This is a genomic window from Roseateles sp. P2_H4 (assembly GCF_056403315.1).
Map to the genome: position 1 here is coordinate 169,066 of NZ_JBFUFR010000003.1, position 18,826 is coordinate 187,891.

Here is an 18,826-nt window from a genome sequence, read left to right on the forward strand (position 1 = left end):
GCCAGCGTCGCACGCCTGGCCGGGGCGCCGGTTACCGGGTGCAGCCGCGACAGACGGCCGGCAACATCCCTACACACCTGACGTCAAGGACTCGGGGTCAAAGCTGCCACCACGCCGGCAGCAGCGCCCGCACGTCGGGCCGGGCATAGCGCTTGTCCAGCAGCCACACCCAGCCGCGGTCGTCCACGGAACGCAGCACGCGGCCGGCGGCCTGGACGACCTTCTGCATGCCGGGCACGAGGTCGGCATAGCCGTGGTCGGCGCCGAACATGGTGTCCAGGCGATCGCGCACCTGGTCCTGCAGCGGCGACACGGGCGGCAGGCCCAGCGTGGCGATGAAGGCGCCGATGAGGCGGGTGCCGGGCAGGTCCACGCCCTCGGCGAAGGCGCCGCCCAGCACCGCAAAGCCGATGCCACGGCCGCCCGCGACGAAGCGGTCGAGGAAGGCGCGCCGCGCGCCGTCGCCCATGGCGCGGCCCTGGCTCCATTGCACGACCTGCGGGTGGCGCAGCGCCAGGCGGGCCGCGGCCTTGTCGAGATAGTCGAAGCTGCTGAAGAAGGCCAGGTAGTTGCCGGGGTGTTCGGTGAACTGCAGGGCGAGCAGGTCCACCAGCGCATCCATCGAGGCCTCGCGGTGCTCGTAGCGCGTGGACAGGCGGTGGGCCACCTGCACGCTCAGGTGCTCGGGCGGGAAGGGTGCGGGCACGTCGATCCAGGCGGTGTCCTCGGGCATGCCGAGCAGTTGGCGCGGGTAGTCGGGCGGCCCCAGCGTGGCCGAGAACAGCGTGACGCTGTGGCAGCCCTCGAAGCGCTCCTTCAGGAAGGCGCCGGGCACGATATTGCGCACCGACAGCACGACGTCGCGCACGTCGCCGGTGTCGACGGGTTCGTCGTCCTCCAGCAGCGACAGGTTGAGCGGCGCATCCGCCACCAGCACCCGGCCGGCGGTGCGCTGCAGGTCGCACAGCGAATGCGTGTCGAAGCGGTCCAGCAGGCGCTGCAGGCCCAGCACCTCGAAATAGAACTCCAGCAGTGCGCCCACCTCCAGCGGGTGCTTCTGCACATGCTCGCCCAGGGCAACGTTGACGCGCTGCAGGGCCTCGGCCAGCGCGTCGGGCACTTGCTTCAGCGGCTGGTAGTCCTCGACCTGCTCGGTCCCCAAGCGGGCCAGCTCACCGGCCAGGCGGCGCAGCGGCGCGCGCAGGCTCACGGGCGCACCGGCGAGCACCTCGCGCACGCGCGCCAGGCTCAGTGCGACGCTGTACATGTCGCGGGCCCGGTCGATCAGGTTGTGGGCCTCGTCCACCAGCAGGGCCAGCTTCCAGCCCTGGGACTGGGCCAGGCCGTAGAGCTGGCCATAGGGGTCGAAGGCGTGGTGCACGTCGCCGACGACGACGTCGGCCCAGCGCAGCAGTTCCTGACCCAGGTAGTAGGGGCAGACGTCGTGCTTGAGCGCGATGCGGCGCTGGGCGGCGGGGTCCAGCCAGGCTGTCTGCACGGCCTCGGCGCGGGCGGCCGGCAGCTTGTCGTAGAAGCCGTTGGCCAGCGGGCAGGCATCGCCATGGCAGGCCTTGGTGGGGTGCTCGCAGGCCTGCTCCTTGGCCACCAGCGTCAACACGCGCAGCGACTTGGTCGGCGCGCCGTCGCGCAGCGCCTCCAGGGCCTCCAGCGCCGCGATGCGGCCGGTGCCCTTGCAGGTCATGTAGCCGATCTTGTCGAGCTGCTGGGTGGGCATGGCGCGCAGCAGCGGGTACAGCGTGCCCAGGGTCTTGCCGATGCCGGTGGGTGCCTGGGCCAGCAGATGGCGGCCATTGGCGGCGACGCGGTAGACGGCTTCGGCCAGCAGGCGCTGGCCCGGGCGCAGCTCGCCCTTGGGGAAGGGCAGGGTGGCGAGGCCCGCGTCGCGTTGGCCGCGGTGCTCGGCCTCCTGCTGCGCCCAGGCCTCGAACTGGCGGCAGCGTGCCTCGAAGGCGGCCTGCAGGCTTGCGGCCGTGACCGTCTCGCGCAGCACGGTTTCGTTCTGCGTGTCGGCATCCACGTAGACCAGAGCCAGCTCGATCTCCGGCAGTTCGCGGTCGGCGCAAATCAGCGCGCCATAGGTTTCGAGCTGGGCCCAGTGCAGCGCTCGGCGGTTCTCGGGGATGAGATCGACGGGGCCGCGGATGGTCTTGATTTCCTCCAGACGGTTCACGTCCGCCTCGTAGCCATCGGCCCGGCCGCGCACGCGCAGATTGCCGTGGACGGCCTCCAGCGGCAGCTCGATCTCGTAACCCGGCGAGCGCCGCGCCAGCACGGCCATCTGGCCGGCCTGGCCCTCCAGCGCGGTGGCCGAGGGCGTGAAGCGGCGGTCCAGGTCGCCGCGCTTGGCGGTGAACTCGCAGAGGCTGCGGACCGAGACGGTGTAGGTCCAGTCGCTCAAAACAGACTCAGGTTGTCGGGCGCAGGCTGGAGCTCGGCGCGCGCCGCTGCGGGCGCGGCCTGCACTTCGCTGGCGTGCACGAGGTTGCCGATGCGCACGCCCATCAGCCGCAGGCGCTTGTCGAACTTGACGCGCTTGAGGCAGAGCCCAACCGCGTGGCGGATGTCGGTGGCGCTGGTGATGGGCAGTTTCAGCGTCTGGTCGCGCGTGACGGTCACGAAACCCTCGAAGCGCAGCTTGATGCCCACCGTCTTGCCGGCGTAGTGCTTGCGGGCGAGGTCGCGGGCGAGGCTTTCGCAGAGCTCGTCCATGATGCCGCCGAGCAGGACCTTGTCATGCACGGCGCTCAGGTCGCGCTCGAAGGTGGTCTCGCGGCTGATGGAGACGGGCTCGCTGTGGGTGACGACGGCGCGGTTGTCGAGGCCGTGCGAGGCCGCATGCAGCCAGGCGCCGTAGCTGCCGCCGAACTGCTCGATGAGCCAGGCGGGGTCGGCGGCGGCGATATCGCCGACACTCTCCAGGCCCAGCTTGATGAGCTTTTCGCCGGCCTTGGGACCGATGCCGTTGATCTTGCGCACGCCCAGCGGCCAGACGCGGCTGGGGATGTCGTCCATCGTCAGCACGCTGATGCCGTCGGGCTTGTCCAACTCGCTGGCGATCTTGCTGAGCAGTTTGTTGGGCGTGACGCCGATGGAGCAGGTCAGGCCGGTGGCGCGGCCGACCGAGTTCTTGATCTCGCGGGCCACCGCCTTCACGCCGCCCAGCGGGTCGTGGCCGACGGCATCGCGCACGCCGGGCACGTCGGTCAGGTCGATGTAGATCTCGTCGATGCCGCGGTCCTCGATGACGGGTGCGACCTCGGCGACGGCGGCCTTGAAGAGGCGCGAGTACTTGCGGTAGCTGTCGAAGTCGGCCGGCAGCAGGATGGCGTCGGGCGCGCGCAGGGCCGCCTTCATCAGGCCCATGGCCGAGAACACGCCGAGGTCGCGGGCGGCATAGGTGCTGGTGGTGACGACGCCGCGGCCGGTGTAGTCGCGCAGCTTGGAATAGCGCCAGGAGCCGTCTTGCAACTGCTGCGGTGCATCGGCCCGCCGGCCACCGATGACGACCGGCAAGCCCCTGAGCTGCGGATAGCGCAGCAGCTCGACGGACGCGTAGAAGGCGTCCATGTCGAGGTGGGCGATCCAGCGAGGGGGCTGCTGCATGTCAGCGGTGCACGGCCGCCCGAAACCGCTGGCGCGCCCCCGCGGGGGGCAGCGAGCGGATGCGAGCGTGGGGGGTGTTCATTCCCTGGATTGTCACTGGGAATAAAGACAGGGTCTGGCAGCATCGGCAGAATGCGCCGGATCTCAAGGGAAAGAGGCCCGATGCGCGTCCTGCTGCTGCTTTGCACCTGCCTTGTCTGGCTCTCGCTGGCCGGCTGTGCCGGCGCACCGCTGAACACGCCCAAGAACCGGCCGGCCGTGGCCGAGCCGGTGGCGCGCGAGCCGCAGAGCGCCGTCAGCGAGACCATCGTGGCCCTGAGCTTCTCGGGCGGTGGCCTGCGCGCGGCGGCCTTCTCCTACGGCGTGCTGGAGGGCTTGCGCGACCAGCCCTCGGCCGCTGGCCACAACCTGCTGGACGACGTGAGTTTCATCACCAGCGTGTCGGGCGGCTCCATCACGGCGGCTTACTTCGGCCTGCATGGCACCGAGGGCATGCGGGACTTCCGCGACAAGGTGCTGATGCGCGATGGCGAGGCCGGCCTGCGCTTCAGCCTGCTCAACCCCAACAACCTGCGCCGACTGTTCGCCGGCGGCCTGAACGACCGCAGCAACTTCAGCGACTGGCTGGAGCGCGACGTGTTCCAGGGTGCGACGTTCGCGGACATGTTCCGCCACCAGAAGCCGGTCATCTGGATCAACGCGAGCAACGCCCAGTACCGGTTGGCCTTCCCCTTCCACGAACGGGCCTTCGACGCCATCTGCAGCGACCTCGCCAGCTTCCCGGTGTCGGAGGCCGTCGCCGCGTCCATGGCGGTGCCGCTGTTCTTCGCGCCGGTGGTGCTGGAGAAGTTTCCCGAGTCCTGCCAGAAGCCCATGCCCGCCAACCTGGGCCGTGTGCCAGGCCCCGAGCGCGACGACCAGCACCGGCTGCGCCTGGCGCTGCTGCGGGCGCTGAAGGACTTCCGCGACAGCAAGACGGGCCGCTACATCAAGCTGGTGGACGGCGGTATCACGGACAACCTGGGCCTCGTCAGCATCCTGCAAAGTCGCATCCTGCTGAACACGCCCTACGGCCCGATCAGCGAGCACGACGCGGCGAACGTGCGGCGCATGCTGTTCGTCGTGGTCGACGCGGGCCAGGGCCCGAGCGGCGACTTCGGCCGCGAGGTGGCGGGGCCCTCTGGCCTGGACGTGGCGACGGCCGCCGTGGACACGGCCATCGAGAGCACGATGCGCATGAGCTATTCCTATTTCGTGCCCATGGTGCGCAACTGGGAGCGTGACATCGTGACCTGGCGCTGCTCACTGCCCGATGAACGCAAGGCCGCGCTGCGTGCCTGGAACCCTGACTGGCGCTGCGAGGACATCAAGTTCGTCGTCACGCAGATCAGCTTCGCCGACCTGCCCGAGGCCGAGGAGATGGCGCTCAACGCCATCCCGACGCGGCTCAAGCTGCCGGCCGAGCAGATTGACAGGCTCATCGCCGCCGGGCGTCAGGCCGTGGCGGCGGATGCGGGTGTGAAGCGCTTTTCTACGGCCGTTCAGCGGGGCGACTGACTGTCAACCCCGTATCTGATCGACTTGCGAGCGGTTTTCCTGACGGGTCATTTCAGCGCAAGGTCCACCAAGGGTTTGTCTCATGTCGAGGGAATTTCCACCTTCGAACGTGGGGGTCATTTCACGTCTGAACGGCACGTCTGTCCTACCGGAGCGTCCTACACGCGGCTTGGTGTTGGCATGGTTGATGCGCTAGGGATTGTGCGGTGCCCTAAACGTGTCGTTGAGCGAAGGCGCCAGCAAAACCATTGCCACCTCTGGAGATAAACCAATGATCAAGAAGATGCTTGCCACTGCGGCCCTTGTCGGGCTCGCCCCGTTCGCGGCCCACGCCGCCTTGACGACATTGACGGCTGCTGACGGTTGGCCGCCGGCGGGCAGCACCGGCCTGCAGACCGTGCAGTTCGCCGCCGTTGCGGCCAGCGGGGTCAAGGTCGCCATCGGTGCTCACGCCTACAAGAACAGCGCCTTTCTGGCCAATGACGGGGTGCGCAATTTCTATGCGCAAAATGGCGTCTATCTGCCCGACGGCAAGAACTACGCGAACTGGAGCTTCGACTTCGCCTACGACATCCGCGGCTGCCAGGGCTGCAAGATCTGGCTGGGCATCGACACCGACAGCAGCGCCGCCGTCAACTACACCGACATCGACCTGCTGAGCCTCGGGCTGCCGATGTTTCTGGGCGAGTCCTGGAACCTGGAGATGTCTTTCCTGAACACGCCGAGCTTCAATTTCAACCCCTACGCCGCCAGCTCGACGGATTTCCGCCTGTTCGTCACCGATGCGGCCGGCGGCACCCTCGCGACCACCGACATCACGGTCAATGTGCCCGAGCCGGCCTCGATGGCTCTGATCGGCATCGCACTGGCCGGCCTGGCGGCAGTCCGCCGTCGCCGCGGCTGATCCGCCGAGGAGAAAAGCGAAGCGGCCCTCGGGCCGCTTTTTCATATGGGGTGAGTGCGGCGCGGGTTCACCAGAGGGCGTGGACCTGCGGCGCGATGCGGCGCAGGTAGAGCGCGGCCAGGGCCTGCATCAACGGCGCGGGCAGGGCGGCCAGGTCGGCGGCGCTGACGTTTTCGTCCACCTGGGCCGGCGTGCGGCCCCCGGGGATGGCCGTCGTGACGGCCTCGTTCATCAGGATCCAGCGCAGGGCCAGCCTGGCCATGCTCACGCCTGGCGGCAGCAGGCCACGCAGCTCTTCGACGGCGGCCAGGCCTTGCTCGTAGTCGACACCCGAGAAGGTCTCGCCCTTGTCGAAGGCCTCGCCCTGGCGGTTGAAGCCGCGGTGGTCGTCGGCGCCGAACTTGCTGTCGCGCGTGAACTTGCCGCTGAGCATGCCGCTGGACAGCGGCAACCGCGCCAGCACGCCGACCTGGGCCGCCTGGGCGGCGGGCAGGAAGACTTCGGCCGGGCGCTGGCGGAACAGGTTGTAGATGATCTGCACCGACTGCACGCCCGGGAACTTCAATGCGGCCAGCGCCTCGTCGACGCGCTCGACGCTGACGCCGTAGTGGCGCACTTTGCCTTCACGCACCAGTTCGTCCAGGGCGCCGAACACCTCGGGCATGCTGTACACGGCGGTGGGCGGGCAGTGCAGTTGCAGCAGGTCGATGGCCTCGGACTCGAGGTTCTGCAGGCTGCGCTCGATGAAGGGCCTCAAGTCGCGATAGCCCTCGGCGACATGCGGGTTCAGGCGCCGGCCGGCCTTGGTGGCGACATAGAACGCGTCGCTGGGCCGCTCCTTGCGCAGGCGGGCCAGCAGGCGCTCGCTGTGGCCATCGCCGTAGACGTCGGCCGTGTCGAAGAAGTTCACGCCGCGGTCCAGGGCGTGGTGCAGGGCCGCCATCGCGGCGCTGTCGTCCGTGTCGCCCCAGGTGCCGCCGATGGCCCAGGCGCCGAAGCCGATGGCAGAGATGTTCCAGCCGGTGCGGCCGAGGGAGCGGTAGATCATGGAATCGCCAGGAAGTGGAAACGAAATGGTATCGCAACCATCTTCGTGGCCCGCCGCCTGTGGGAGCGCGGATTGCTGCTGCATCCCCTGCGCCTTTTCGGCTCTGAAGGAGCAACATGATCACGTCGCCATCCCGTGCCGCCCAGCCGGCAGGAACTGAAGATTTGCAGCCGCAGCAAGATCGGCCGCTGCGCCAGGCGCAGCAGTCGCCGGGCGCTGCTACGGTGCCCGCGTCCGTCCCGCACGGGGGGCGTCGCCAGCAGCAGCAGGAGGACTTTGCGCATCGCCCCGCGACCCAGCAGCAACAGCATGAGCGTCAGCAGCATCTGGTCGATGCCGAGGACGACCCGGCCTCCGACGCGAATACGGCTTCTGCCAACCACCCCAACGACGACGACGAGTGACCGTGTCGCAGACCGTGAATGATGTGCACCACGGCATTCGCCTCCAGGCGGAAGTGGGGCCTCGCGAGGGGTGAGCAAACGGCCCATGGACGACACCGCATCGCTGTTGCAGGGCCTACTCGCCTTCGTGTGGGCGCCCATGCTGGTGGCTGCGGGTGTGCTGGACTGGTCGCTGCACCGCGCGCAACGCATTGAGTTCACGGCCGGCATTGCCGAATCGGCTCTGCACCTGGCCATGCTGGTGCTGGTGGGGAGCGCCATCCTGGCGGCAGTGCTGCTGGAGCCGACCGCCGGATTGCTGGCGGGCCTGATGGCCGTCGTGCTGCTGCACGATCTGAGCTACCTGGCCGATTTGCGCGTGGCGCTGGCAAAGCGGCGCATTCCCATACTGGAGCAATGGGTGCACGGCTTCCAGCACTTGTTGCCCTGGGCGGGCTTGTCCTGCCTGCTGGCGCTTGCTCCCGGGCAGACGCTGGCGCTGCTGCAACGGCCGGGCTACACGGCGGACTGGGGCCTGCGCTTCAAGGCGGACCCGCCCTGGACGTACACGGCCGTGATGTTCGTCATCTCGATGCTGCTCACGTGCTGCCGTTTTGCGAGGAAGCATGGCGCAGCGTCAGGGCGGCGCGGCGCCGCTGAGCCAGGGCTCCGCGAAGCTCAAACGGGACTTTCGTGCTGCAATTCCGGGTCCTCGCGGTCGGCGTCGTCCGGCTGAAGCGCCTGTGCTTGCCCGGGGTGCTGCGGCAGATGCGTCGCGGGCGGGCTGGCCGGCGCAACGCCGCTGGGCTGGACGTCCGGCACGCCTTCGCGCTGGGGCTGGTCGGAACTGTCCGGCTGAAGGGGCTGGTCGGCTTGGGGCGATGGATTGCTCATGGGGATTCCTTTCAGAATCCCCATGGCAATCGTCGTGCCGCCCCAGAGACGGCTTCAGTTCGGTCAGAGCACTTCGGAGGCGAAGTCGGCCAGCCTTGAGCGCTCGCCGCGCGCCAGCGTCACATGGCCGCTGTGGGCCCAGCCCTTGAAGCGGTCGACGGCAAAGGTCAGGCCTGAACTGCCTTCGGTCAGGTAGGGCGTGTCGATCTGCGCCAGGTTGCCCAGGCAGACGATCTTGGTGCCGGGGCCGGCGCGGGTGATCAGCGTCTTCATCTGCTTGGGCGTCAGGTTCTGGGCCTCGTCGATGATGACGAACTTGTTCAGGAAGGTGCGCCCGCGCATGAAGTTCAGGCTCTTGATCTTGATCTTGCTGCGCACCAGGTCGTTGGTGGCGGCGCGACCCCATTCGCCCGCGGAAGACCCGCCCTTGGCCAGCACCTCGAGGTTGTCGTCCAGGGCGCCCATCCAGGGGCCCATCTTTTCTTCCTCGGTGCCGGGCAGGAAGCCGATGTCCTCGCCGACCGGCACGGTCACGCGGGTGACGATGATCTCGCTGTAGCGGCGGTCATCGAAGACCTGGGCCAGGGCGGCGGCCAGCGTCATCAGCGTCTTGCCGGTGCCGGCGGTGYCGGTCAGCGTGATGAAGTCGCATTCCGGGTCCATCAGCAGGTTCAGCGCGAAATTCTGCTCGCGGTTGCGCGACGTGACGCCCCAGACGGAATGCTTCTGGTTGCCGTAGTCCTTCAGCGTGCGCAGCACCGCCGTCTTGCCGGTGATCTCGGTGACCTTGGCGTAGAGCGGCGTCTCGCCCGGGGCTTCAAGATAGACCAGTTCATTGATCAGCAGCGTGGGCACGAGGGGGCCGCTGATGCGGTAGTAGGTCGTGCCACCCTGCTGCCAGCTCTCCATGGTCTTGCCATGGCGGTCCCAGAAGTCCGAGGGCAGGGCCTGGACGCCGGTGTAGAGCAGGTCGGAGTCTTCCAGCGTCTTGTCGTTGCGGTAGTCCTCCGCCGGCAGGCCCAGGGCGCGGGCCTTGATGCGCATGTTGATGTCCTTGGACACCAGCACGACTTCGCGGCCCGGGTGGCGGCCCTTCAGCGCCTGGACGACGCCCAGGATCTGGTTGTCGGCCTTGCCCTGCGGCAGGCCCTGGGGCAGGGGAGTGTCGATCAGCTCGGTCTGGAAGAAGAGCTTGCCCTCGGCCTCGCGGTGGCCGGTGCCGGCCAGTGGCAGGCCCTTGGACATTTCCTCCAGGCTGCTGGTCTGCAAGCCGGCGGCGAGTTGATCCAGCTCGCGGCTGACCTGGCGCACATTGCGGGCAACTTCGGTCATGCCCTTCTTGTGCCCGTCCAGCTCCTCGAGCGTGATCATGGGCAGGAAGACGTCGTGCTCCTCGAAGCGGAACAGCGACATCGGGTCGTGCATCAGCACATTCGTGTCGAGGACGAAGAGCTTGGCGGCGCCGGCGGGTTTGCGCGTGCGTTTGGGTGCGGCGGCTTTGGCGGGCGTCTTGCTCGCCGATTTCACGGGCAGCGCCGGCTTGGCGGCAGCGGGGCTGGAGGTGGGGGTGGGAAGCCGCAGCACTTCGGCTGTCGGCACCGCGACCGGAGCGGCGGCGGGCGCGACGACGACGGGAGGCGTCGCGCGAGGTTTGCTGGGGGTCAGAGTGGCCGAATAAGCAGAGGCATCGAGGCGGCTGGCGCGTTGTGCAGGAGGCTTAGGCAGTGGCATGTACGGCGGATGGGCGACAAGTGAACCCCCTGCGATCCAGGCTCCAGAAAGCAAAAAGCCGCACAGGATGAGTGCGGCTTTGTAGTCTGAGACAAGGATTCGACCCGGGGCATGAGCTGATTATGCACATACCGCGGGCACCCGCGATGTCAGCAAACAACGCGCTTTCGCGTCCGATGCGGCGCCTTAGGCGGCTTCCTTCTTCAGGCCCTTCACGGCCTTCAGGACTTCGTCGACGTGGCCGGCAACCTTGATGCCGCGCCATTCGCCCACCAGGATGCCGTTCGGGGCGATCAGGAAGGTCGAGCGCTCGATGCCCTTGACCTTCTTGCCGTACATGATCTTGTTCTTGACCACGCCGAACATATGGCAGAGCTTCTCTTCGGTGTCGGCGATCAGCTCGAAGGGCAGTTCCAGGGCCTGCTTGAACTTCTCGTGCGACACCATGTTGTCGCGCGAAACGCCCAGCACCACCGCGCCGGCCTTCACGAAGTCCTTGTGGCGATCGCGGAATTGCATCGCCTCAGTGGTACAACCCGGCGTATTGTCTTTCGGGTAGAAGTACAGCACCACCGATTTGCCCAGGAAGGCATTGGCAGTGAACTTCACGCCGCCGGTGGCTTGAGCCTCAATTTCCGGCAGGGGTTTGTTGAGCGCAGGCGTCATTGGGGAGTGCAGCAGAAGCGTTGTGCTCACGGGGTCCCCGGTTCGTGATCACTCTGTGAAGCCTTTCACGGAAGCAATCTACGCGGGCGCCCGCAAGCAATAGCCCGTGATTATAAAGCCTCGCCCCGACCTCCCGGTCGGTTCGGTCATCCCTCGATGAGCAATGCTGCCAGAACGTTGCGACCTTCGCTGGCCAGCACGTTGTAAGTACGGCAAGCGGCTGCGTTGTCCATCACCTCGAAGCCGATGCGCGTTTCGACCAGGGCCCGCCACAGCGCCGGGTTCGGGAAACGCAGCCGGGCGCCGCTGCCAAAGACGACCAGCTCGGGATTCAGCGCCTTGATTGCTTCGAAATGCGCAGGCTGAAGTTCCTCGAAGCGCGAAGGCGCCCAGGCGACGACGTCACCCTTCCAGGGGACGAGGACGCTGGCCGTGTGCGGGCGGCCGTTGACCCAGACGCCCTGGGCGTCATGGCGGGAAATGCTGTTGCCGCCTTGCGGCTCGTCGAGCTGGAACTTCATCGTGAAAGGGCCGGAAAACCGGGCGCGAGTGTCGCGCAGAACGGCAGCTTGCGTGCCCGGGCCTTGCTTAAACTCCAAGATCCCCCTTTTTGGCCCTTTCTTGCACTGCAGCAACGCTGCGCCGGAGCCCCTTTTGAAGCCCATCGCCAAGTCCAGCAAGCTCGCCAGCGTCAGCTATGACATCCGCGGCCCCGTGCTGGACAAGGCGCGCCAGATGGAGGAAGAGGGCCAGAAGATCATCAAGCTGAACATCGGCAACACGGCCGTGTTCGGCCTGACGCCGCCGGACGAGATCGTGCAGGACATGATCCGCAACCTGGCCGATGCCGGCGGCTACACGGACAGCAAGGGCCTGTTCGCGCCGCGCAAGGCGGTCGTGCACTACACGCAGGAGAAGGGCGTCAAGGGCGTCAGCGTCGACGACGTGTATCTCGGCAACGGCGCCTCCGAGCTGATCCAGATGGCCATCAACGCCCTGGTCAACGATGGCGACGAGATCCTGATTCCCGCCCCCGACTTCCCGCTCTACACGGCCGTTGTCGGCCTGTCCGGTGGCCGTCCGGTGCATTACCGCTGCGACGAGGGCGCCGGCTGGCTGCCCGACCTCGCCGACATCGAGGCCAAGATCAGCCCGCGCACCCGCGGCATCATGGTCTGCAACCCGAACAACCCGACCGGCGCGCTCTACCCGGACGACGTGCTGCTGGGCATCATCGAACTGGCCCGCCGCCACCAGCTCGTCATCTTTGCCGACGAGATCTACGACAAGACGCTGTACGACGGTGTGACCCACACCAGCATGGCGTCCCTCGCCGACGACGTGCTCTTCATCACCTTCAACGGCCTGTCCAAGAACTACCGCGCCTGCGGCTACCGCGCCGGCTGGATGGTGGTCAGCGGCGAGAAGCGCCATGCCCGCGACTACATCGAGGGCCTGAACATGCTGGCCTCGCTGCGGCTGTGCTCCAACACGCCGGGTCAACTGGCGATCCAGACGGCCCTGGGCGGCTACCAGAGCATCAAGGACCTGGTCGCCCCCACCGGCCGCCTGGCCCGCCAGCGTGACCTCGCCTACGAACTGCTGACGCAGATCCCCGGCGTCAGCGTCGTGAAGCCCAAGGCGGCGCTTTACATGTTCCCGCGCCTGGACCCCAAGATGTACCCCATCGCCGACGACCAGCAGTTCGCCTACGAGCTGCTGGCCGAGGAGAAGGTGCTCATCGTCCAGGGCACCGGCTTCAACTGGCCCGAGCACGACCATTTCCGGTTGGTGTTTCTGCCGAATGTGGACGATTTGCGTGAGGCTATTGGCCGCATTGATCGATTTCTTGCCGGGTATCGCCGGCGTGTTTCTTCCTGAGAGCGTTGCAGATGAAAGCCATCCAAGTCGGCCTGATCGGCCTCGGCACCGTCGGTGCCGGCACCTTCCACGTCTTGCAGCGCAACCAGGCCGAGATTCGCGGCCGCGCCGGACGGGGCATCGAGATCGCGATGGTGTCCGCCCGCAATGCCGAGCGCGCCAAGGCCTACCAGGCCATCGTCGGCGACGGCATTCCCTGCGTCGGTGACGCCCAGCAGCTCGTCAACAACCCGGCCATTGACATCGTCGTCGAGCTGATCGGCGGCATCGAGCCGGCGCGCTCGTTGGTGCTGCAGGCGATCGCCAACGGCAAGCATGTCGTCACCGCCAACAAGGCCCTGCTGGCTCTGCACGGCACCGAGATCTTCGAAGCCGCGCGCGAGAAGGGCGTCGTCGTCGCCTTCGAGGCGGCCGTGGCTGGCGGCATTCCCATCATCAAGGCGCTGCGCGAAGGCCTGACGGCCAACCGCATCGAGTGGATCGCCGGCATCATCAACGGCACCACCAACTTCATCCTGTCGGAGATGCGCGGCAAGGGCCTGGACTTCGGCGTCGTGCTGAAGGAAGCCCAGCGCCTGGGCTATGCCGAGAGCGACCCGACGTTTGACATCGAAGGCGTCGACGCGGCCCACAAGCTGACGCTGATGAGCGCCATCGCCTTCGGCGTGCCGGTGCAGTTCGACAAGGCCCATGTCGAGGGCATCAGCAGCCTGCAGGCCACCGACATCAAGTACGCCGAGCAGCTCGGCTACCGCATCAAGCTGCTGGGCATCACGCGCCGCCGCGACAACGGCATCGAGCTGCGCGTGCACCCCACGCTGATCCCGTCCAGCCGCCTGATCGCCAACGTCGAAGGCGCGATGAACGCCGTCGTCGTGCAGGCCGATGCCGTCGGCACGACGCTGTACTACGGCAAGGGCGCCGGTGCCGAGCCGACCGCCTCGGCCGTCGTCGCCGACCTGGTGGACGTGACCCGCCTGGCCACCGCTGACCCGGATCATCGTGTGCCCCATCTGGCCTTCCAGCCCGACGCGATGAGCGACACGCCCATCCTCGAGATGGCCGACGTGCACACCGCCTTCTATCTGCGTCTCGTCGTGGCGGACCAACCCGGCGTGCTGTCTCGCATCACCACCATCCTGGCCGAGCACGACATCTCCATCGACGCCGTGCTGCAGCGCGAATCCGGCGAAGGCGAGCGCCAGACCGACCTCATCATCCTGACCCACGACACGGTGGAAGGCCGCATGAACGAGGCCCTGGCCAAGATGCAGGGCCTGCCGACCGTGCTGGCGCCCATCGTGCGCATCCGCAAGGAAGAGCTGGCCTGATATGAAGTACATCAGCACCCGCGGCGACCAGACCGAGCGCGGCTTCTCCGACATCCTGCTGGAGGGCCTGGCGCCCGATGGCGGCCTCTATCTGCCCAAGGCCTACCCGCGCGTCGACGCGGCCACGTTGGCGCGCTGGCGCGGCCTGGCCTATGCCGACCTGGCCTTCGAGATCCTGTCGCTCTACATAGCCGACATCCCGGCCGACGACCTGCGCGCGATCACGCGCAAGGTCTACACGGCCGAAGTCTTCGGCACCGAGCAGATCACGCCGCTGACCTGGCTGGGCGACCACATCGCGCTGCAAGGCCTGTCCAACGGCCCGACGCTGGCCTTCAAGGACATGGCCATGCAATTGCTGGGCGCGCTGTTCGAGTACGAACTCGGCCGCCGCGGCGAGACGCTGAACATCCTGGGCGCCACCTCGGGCGACACCGGCAGCGCCGCCGAATACGCGATGCGCGGCAAGAAGGGTGTCAAGGTCTTCATGCTCAGCCCCAATGGCCGCATGAGCCCCTTCCAGCAGGCGCAGATGTTCAGCCTGCAGGACGCCAACATCCACAACATCGCCATCGACGGCGTGTTCGACGACTGCCAGGACATCGTCAAGGCGGTGTCCAACGATCTCGCCTTCAAGCGCGAGCACCGCATCGGCACCGTCAACTCCATCAACTGGGCGCGGTTGCTGGCCCAGGTCGTCTACTACTTCGCCGGCTATTTCCAGGCCACCAAGAGCAACGCCGAGAAGGTCAGCTTCACGGTGCCGAGCGGCAACTTCGGCAACGTCTGCGCCGGCCACGTCGCGCGCATGATGGGCCTGCCCATCGCCAAGCTGGTCGTCGCGACCAACGAGAACGACGTGCTCGACGAGTTCTTCCGCACCGGCGCCTATCGCCCGCGCGGCACGGCCGACACGCACGAGACGTCCAGCCCGTCCATGGACATCTCCAAGGCCAGCAATTTCGAGCGCTTCGTGTTCGACCTGCTGGGTCGCGACGGCGCGCGGGTGAAACAGCACTTCGGCGCCTCGCAGTTCGAACTGGGCGGCGGCGAGCATGCCGACATCGCCGGCTTTGGCTTCATCTCCGGCCGCAGCACGCATGCCGACCGCGTCGCGACCATTCGCCGCTGCCACGCCGAGCATGGCGTCATCATCGACCCGCACACGGCCGACGGCCTCAAGGTGGCGCTGGAGAAGCGCGACCCCAACGTCACGATGCTGGTGCTGGAGACGGCCCTGCCGGCCAAGTTCGCGGCCACCATCGTCGAAGCGCTGGGCACCGAGCCGCCGCGGCCCGCGAACCTCGAAGGCATCGAGCAACTCCCCAAGCGTGTGAAGGTCATGCCGGCCGATGTGGGCCAGGTGAAGGCCTACATTCACGCCCATGTCTGAACCCAAGAAGTCGCCACTGATCCCGCTGGACGAGGCGCTGGCCCGGCTGCTGGCCGGGGCTGAAGCGCTGGCCGGGCGCGAGACGCTCGCGACCGGCGCCGCCACGGGCCGTGTGCTGGCGGCCGATCTGGTGTCGCCGGTCGACGTGCCGCCGGCCGACAACTCGGCGATGGACGGTTACGCCCTGCGCGCCGCCGATGCCGGCCAATCCCTGCCGGTCACCCAGCGCATTCCCGCCGGCAGCGTGCCCGCCCCGCTGCCGCCCGGTGAGGCGGCGCGCATCTTCACGGGCGCCCAGGTGCCCGCGGGTGCCGACACCGTCGTCATGCAGGAGTTCACCGAGCTGGTGGGCGACCAGGTCAGCGTGACCCAGCCCATCACCGCCGGCGCCAATGTGCGCCTGCGTGGCGAGGACGTGCGCACCGGTGCCGTCGTGTTGCCTGCGGGCACGCGGTTGGATGCCGTGGCCGTGGGGCTGGCCGCGACTGCCGGTGCCGCCGAGCTGACCGTGACCCGTCGCCCGCGCGTGGCGCTGTTCTCCACCGGCGATGAACTCGTCATGCCCGGCGAGGCGCTGCCGCCGGGCGCCATCTACAATTCCAACCGCTTCACGCTGCGGGCGCTGCTCGAAGGCCTGGGCTGCGAGGTCATCGACCTCGGCATCGTGCCCGACCGCCTGGACGCCACCCGTGCCGCGCTGCGCGAGGCTGCTACCAAGGCCGACGTCATCCTGACCTCGGGCGGCGTCTCGGTTGGCGAGGAAGACCATCTTCGTCCCGCCGTGCAGGCCGAAGGCCAGCTGGACCTGTGGGCCATCGCCATCAAGCCGGGCAAGCCGTTCGCCTATGGGCGCGTTGGCGAGGCCCACTTCATCGGCCTGCCCGGCAACCCGGTGTCCAGCCTGGTGACCTTCCTGGTCCTGGTGCGGCCCTTTTTGCTGAAGCTGCAGGGGGCGAACCGTGTCACGCCGCGCGGCTACCGTCTGGCAGCGGGCTTCGATTGGCCCAAGCCCGACAAGCGCCGCGAGTTCCTGCGCGTGCGCCTGGACGAGGAGGGCGGCCTGGCGATGTTCTCCAACCAGAGCAGCGGCGTGCTGACCTCGGCCTTCTGGGCCGACGGTCTGCTCGACAACCCACCGGGCCAGGCCTTCAAGGCGGGCGATGCGGTGCGCTTCATTCCGTTTGCGGAGCTGCTGGCGTGAGCATCACGGTGAAGTTGCGCTTCTTCGCGTCTCTGCGCGAGAAGCTGGGCGAGGGTGAAGCACTGGCCTTGCCCGAAGCCAGCTCCGTTGCTGCGGCGCGCGAGGCCTTGATGGCGCGTGGCGGCCTTCACGCCGAGGCGTTGGCCAGCGGCCGCGCGGTGCGGGCGGCGCTGAACCAGAAGATGTGCGCCGAGTCCGCCGAGCTGGCAGACGGCGACGAGCTGGCTTTCTTCCCCCCGGTTACCGGCGGATGAACGGCTTGCACCTGACCGCCGATCTGCACGGCGTCGACCCGGCGCTGGCGGTCATGCGCGATGCGGATGCGCTCGCCCTGCTGTGCCGTGACGCGGTGACTAGATCAGGTCTTACCGGCGTTGCTGAACTCTTCCACCGCTTTGCCCCCAAGGATGAGCAGAGTGGCGTCACCGGCGTCGTGCTGTTGGCCGAATCGCATCTGGCCGTGCATACCTGGCCCGAGCTGGGCGGCGTGACGCTGGACGTCTACGTCTGCAACTATGGCGCCGACAACAGCACCAAGGCCGAGGCCTTGCTGGATGCCTTGCTGAAGGCGTTTGCGCCGCGCGAGGCCGAGATTCAGAGGCTGAGCCGCGCCGCCGCCTCGACGCCGGCCGTGTAGGCCTCTTCGAACACCGAATACGCCGCCAGGTCGCTGTGCGCGAAGACGACGCGGCCGCGTTGGGCGTTCAGCGCTGCCAGCTCGGCGGAGCCGCGCAGGCCCGGGGTGGGAATGCTCATCGCATGGCCGAAGCGGCACAGGTCGATGCGCTCCAGCTTGGCGGGCAGATCGGGGTGGGTCTGGGCCAGTTCGTCAGTGACGACCCGCGCCCAGTGCTGCCAGGGCTGTTTCAGCAGCTCGCCGCGCTGGGTTTCGGGCAGGGCGAGATAGGCGGTCAGCAGCGGCGCATGCGGTGTCGGGTCCAGGGTTTGATGGTGGGCATCGACATAGCCGAGCGCCGTGGTGCCGTAGCGCACGTTGTCCCAGGACGGCGGCGCGCCGGCACGTTGCAGCAGCGGCTCGCGCAGGGAGAGGTTGGCCGTCAGCCAGGGCGCGTGGCGCTGCTTCAACGAGCGCAGCGCAGCGGGCGGGGCGGCCAGCAGCCGGGCCGACACGAACAGCGGCGTGGCCATGACGACGGCACGCGCTGCCCAGCGCTCGGTCGCGCCGGTGGCCTCGTTCCAGGCCAGCAGCTCGACGCCCTGGCGCTGCTCGGTCACGCGCAGCACCGTACGGCCCAGATGGATGCGCTCGCGCAGCGGCGCGGCGATGCGGGCGCTGAGCCAGCCATTGCCTTCGGGCCAGGTCAGCACCGGTTCGCGCTCGCCCGCCTCGTCGCCCGGCGCATGGAAGCCGTGGCGGCTGGCGAAATAGTGCAGGCCGGCCCAGGCCGACACGGTGTCGGCCCCGGCGCCGAAGTCGTCGCGGCAGCAGTAGTCGAGATACCAGCGCAGGCGAGGATCATCCAGACCATCGTTGTCGAGCATGGTAGCGAAGGTCTGAGCATCCAATGCGTCGTGATAGACCTTCCACCGGGCACGACGGCTAGGCATGGCAAAGCCCATGTTGCGCTGCGCATCTTCAACGAGAACGCTGAAGCGCCGGTATTGGGCCAACGAGGCAGCGCCGCTGGGCGGCGGCAGCAGGCCGTCGCGCCATTCGCCGTCGATGAAGAGGCGCTCCTGCGGGCTGTGGCAGAGGTGCTTCTCGTCCCAGACGGTGCGGCCCAGTTGTTCGCGGGCCAGGCCCAACTCGTGCAGCAGCTCGCTGACCTCATGCGCTTCGGCGCCGGGCACGGGCAGGTAATGTGCACCCAGCGGGCAGGGCGAGCCGGCGAGGCTGTGGCCGCGGCTGTTGCCGCCGGCCTGGTCTTCGAGGTCGAGCAGGGCGAAGTCGTCGACACCGCGCGTGGCAAGGGCACGCGCGCAGGCCAGGCCGGCGATGCCAGCGCCGACGATGAGGACGCCGGTGGTTTTCAGCGGCCCGTCGGCCTTGGGCGGCTCGCCGCGCAGCCGATGGCCACGTTCCGGATGCGTGCCGACCCAGCCGCCCTGCAAGGCCGGCGCCTCGGGCGTGCAGCCGCTGGCCAGCAGGCCGAGCACAACCGCCCGGCGTGACGGGCCGGGAGAGACGATGCGGGAATGGACGGGCGGGGGCGGACGCAAGGGCGGCAGGGTAGCAGCCTGGCGCCGTGATC

Annotated in this window: 17 protein-coding genes; 10 read left to right on the top strand and 7 right to left on the bottom strand. The window is 68.0% G+C overall.

From position 1 onward, the window contains the following. Positions 1–97: 97 nt before the first annotated feature. Positions 98–2,419: an ATP-dependent DNA helicase gene (locus tag AC1DW3_RS03645; RefSeq protein WP_477928661.1), complete on the bottom strand. Its 2,322-nt coding sequence runs from the start codon at positions 2,417–2,419 to the stop codon at positions 98–100. Further along, positions 2,416–3,624, bottom strand: a complete 1,209-nt coding sequence (locus AC1DW3_RS03650; protein WP_477928663.1) for a DNA polymerase Y family protein — start codon at positions 3,622–3,624, stop codon at positions 2,416–2,418. The genes AC1DW3_RS03645 and AC1DW3_RS03650 overlap by 4 nt, the downstream gene beginning before the upstream one ends. Positions 3,625–3,786: 162 nt before the next feature. Here AC1DW3_RS03650 and AC1DW3_RS03655 point away from each other — a divergent pair, with 162 nt between their 5' ends. Together AC1DW3_RS03655 and AC1DW3_RS03660 are read left to right on the top strand one after the other, a co-directional pair. Beyond that, a complete protein-coding gene (locus AC1DW3_RS03655; RefSeq protein WP_477928665.1) occupies positions 3,787–5,181 on the top strand; it encodes a patatin-like phospholipase family protein in 1,395 nt (464 codons plus the stop codon). 271 nt (positions 5,182–5,452) lie between these two features. After that, positions 5,453–6,085, top strand: a complete 633-nt coding sequence (locus AC1DW3_RS03660; protein ID WP_477928667.1) for a PEP-CTERM sorting domain-containing protein — start codon at positions 5,453–5,455, stop codon at positions 6,083–6,085. A gap of 67 nt (positions 6,086–6,152) precedes the next feature. On the opposite strand, the gene AC1DW3_RS03665 is transcribed toward AC1DW3_RS03660, so the two are convergent. After that, a complete protein-coding gene (locus AC1DW3_RS03665; protein WP_477928669.1) occupies positions 6,153–7,133 on the bottom strand; it encodes an aldo/keto reductase in 981 nt (326 codons plus the stop codon). A gap of 116 nt (positions 7,134–7,249) precedes the next feature. Here AC1DW3_RS03665 and AC1DW3_RS03670 point away from each other — a divergent pair, with 116 nt between their 5' ends. Together AC1DW3_RS03670 and AC1DW3_RS03675 are read left to right on the top strand one after the other, a co-directional pair. Then, a complete protein-coding gene (locus tag AC1DW3_RS03670; protein ID WP_477928671.1) occupies positions 7,250–7,537 on the top strand; it encodes a hypothetical protein in 288 nt (95 codons plus the stop codon). 85 nt (positions 7,538–7,622) lie between these two features. Next, entirely contained in the window at positions 7,623–8,252 is a 630-nt protein-coding gene (locus tag AC1DW3_RS03675; protein ID WP_477928673.1) for a hypothetical protein, read from the top strand. Between the two features lie 221 nt (positions 8,253–8,473). Here the strand turns inward: AC1DW3_RS03675 and AC1DW3_RS03680 are convergent, their stop codons facing one another. The 3 genes from AC1DW3_RS03680 to AC1DW3_RS03690 form a co-directional block, all read right to left on the bottom strand. Beyond that, positions 8,474–10,141 carry a PhoH family protein gene (locus tag AC1DW3_RS03680; RefSeq protein WP_477928675.1) on the bottom strand — a complete coding sequence of 556 codons (1,668 nt, stop codon included), beginning with the start codon at positions 10,139–10,141 and terminating at the stop codon, positions 8,474–8,476. Between the two features lie 186 nt (positions 10,142–10,327). Then, positions 10,328–10,807 (bottom strand): peroxiredoxin, encoded by a 480-nt coding sequence (locus AC1DW3_RS03685; RefSeq protein WP_439463346.1) that lies wholly within the window; start codon positions 10,805–10,807, stop codon positions 10,328–10,330. 146 nt (positions 10,808–10,953) lie between these two features. Continuing rightward, positions 10,954–11,472 carry an Mth938-like domain-containing protein gene (locus AC1DW3_RS03690; protein ID WP_477928677.1) on the bottom strand — a complete coding sequence of 173 codons (519 nt, stop codon included), beginning with the start codon at positions 11,470–11,472 and terminating at the stop codon, positions 10,954–10,956. On the opposite strand from AC1DW3_RS03690, the gene AC1DW3_RS03695 reads away from it, so the two are divergent. From AC1DW3_RS03695 to speD, 6 genes are read left to right on the top strand one after another with little or no spacing between them, the layout of a single operon-like run. Beyond that, positions 11,462–12,688, top strand: a complete 1,227-nt coding sequence (locus tag AC1DW3_RS03695; RefSeq protein WP_477928679.1) for a pyridoxal phosphate-dependent aminotransferase — start codon at positions 11,462–11,464, stop codon at positions 12,686–12,688. The two genes, AC1DW3_RS03690 and AC1DW3_RS03695, sit on opposite strands and share 11 nt — an antisense overlap. Positions 12,689–12,699: 11 nt before the next feature. Then, positions 12,700–14,019, top strand: coding sequence for a homoserine dehydrogenase (locus AC1DW3_RS03700; RefSeq protein WP_477928681.1), 1,320 nt, complete (start codon positions 12,700–12,702; stop codon positions 14,017–14,019). Position 14,020: 1 nt separating this feature from the next. Then, complete coding sequence (gene thrC / locus AC1DW3_RS03705) at positions 14,021–15,412, top strand: threonine synthase (RefSeq protein ID WP_477928683.1); 1,392 nt, start codon at positions 14,021–14,023, stop codon at positions 15,410–15,412. Next, the gene (locus tag AC1DW3_RS03710; protein ID WP_477928684.1) at positions 15,405–16,613 is read left to right on the top strand and encodes a molybdopterin molybdotransferase MoeA; all 1,209 of its coding nucleotides are present in this window, start codon (positions 15,405–15,407) and stop codon (positions 16,611–16,613) included. The genes thrC and AC1DW3_RS03710 overlap by 8 nt, the downstream gene beginning before the upstream one ends. After that, positions 16,610–16,867, top strand: coding sequence for a MoaD/ThiS family protein (locus tag AC1DW3_RS03715; RefSeq protein ID WP_477928686.1), 258 nt, complete (start codon positions 16,610–16,612; stop codon positions 16,865–16,867). The genes AC1DW3_RS03710 and AC1DW3_RS03715 overlap by 4 nt, the downstream gene beginning before the upstream one ends. Beyond that, entirely contained in the window at positions 16,864–17,250 is a 387-nt protein-coding gene (gene speD, locus AC1DW3_RS03720; protein ID WP_477928688.1) for an adenosylmethionine decarboxylase, read from the top strand. Before AC1DW3_RS03715 ends, speD begins: the two co-directional genes overlap by 4 nt. Here the strand turns inward: speD and AC1DW3_RS03725 are convergent. Beyond that, a complete protein-coding gene (locus tag AC1DW3_RS03725; RefSeq protein ID WP_477928690.1) occupies positions 17,208–18,794 on the bottom strand; it encodes a flavin monoamine oxidase family protein in 1,587 nt (528 codons plus the stop codon). The two genes, speD and AC1DW3_RS03725, sit on opposite strands and share 43 nt — an antisense overlap. Between the last annotated feature and the right edge of the window lie 32 nt (positions 18,795–18,826).

Excerpts from the sequence above, each read along its gene's own strand:
- AC1DW3_RS03650 (WP_477928663.1), bottom strand. The coding sequence starts at position 3,624 with ATGCAGCAGCCCCCTCGCTGGATCGCCCACCTCGACATGGACGCCTTC.
- AC1DW3_RS03665 (WP_477928669.1), bottom strand. The coding sequence starts at position 7,133 with ATGATCTACCGCTCCCTCGGCCGCACCGGCTGGAACATCTCTGCCATC.
- AC1DW3_RS03710 (WP_477928684.1), top strand. The coding sequence starts at position 15,405 with ATGTCTGAACCCAAGAAGTCGCCACTGATCCCGCTGGACGAGGCGCTG.
- AC1DW3_RS03660 (WP_477928667.1), top strand. The coding sequence starts at position 5,453 with ATGATCAAGAAGATGCTTGCCACTGCGGCCCTTGTCGGGCTCGCCCCG.
- AC1DW3_RS03675 (WP_477928673.1), top strand. The coding sequence starts at position 7,623 with ATGGACGACACCGCATCGCTGTTGCAGGGCCTACTCGCCTTCGTGTGG.
- AC1DW3_RS03655 (WP_477928665.1), top strand. The coding sequence starts at position 3,787 with ATGCGCGTCCTGCTGCTGCTTTGCACCTGCCTTGTCTGGCTCTCGCTG.
- AC1DW3_RS03700 (WP_477928681.1), top strand. The coding sequence starts at position 12,700 with ATGAAAGCCATCCAAGTCGGCCTGATCGGCCTCGGCACCGTCGGTGCC.
- thrC (WP_477928683.1), top strand. The coding sequence starts at position 14,021 with ATGAAGTACATCAGCACCCGCGGCGACCAGACCGAGCGCGGCTTCTCC.
- AC1DW3_RS03685 (WP_439463346.1), bottom strand. The coding sequence starts at position 10,807 with ATGACGCCTGCGCTCAACAAACCCCTGCCGGAAATTGAGGCTCAAGCC.
- speD (WP_477928688.1), top strand. The coding sequence starts at position 16,864 with ATGAACGGCTTGCACCTGACCGCCGATCTGCACGGCGTCGACCCGGCG.
- AC1DW3_RS03670 (WP_477928671.1), top strand. The coding sequence starts at position 7,250 with ATGATCACGTCGCCATCCCGTGCCGCCCAGCCGGCAGGAACTGAAGAT.
- AC1DW3_RS03690 (WP_477928677.1), bottom strand. The coding sequence starts at position 11,472 with ATGGGCTTCAAAAGGGGCTCCGGCGCAGCGTTGCTGCAGTGCAAGAAA.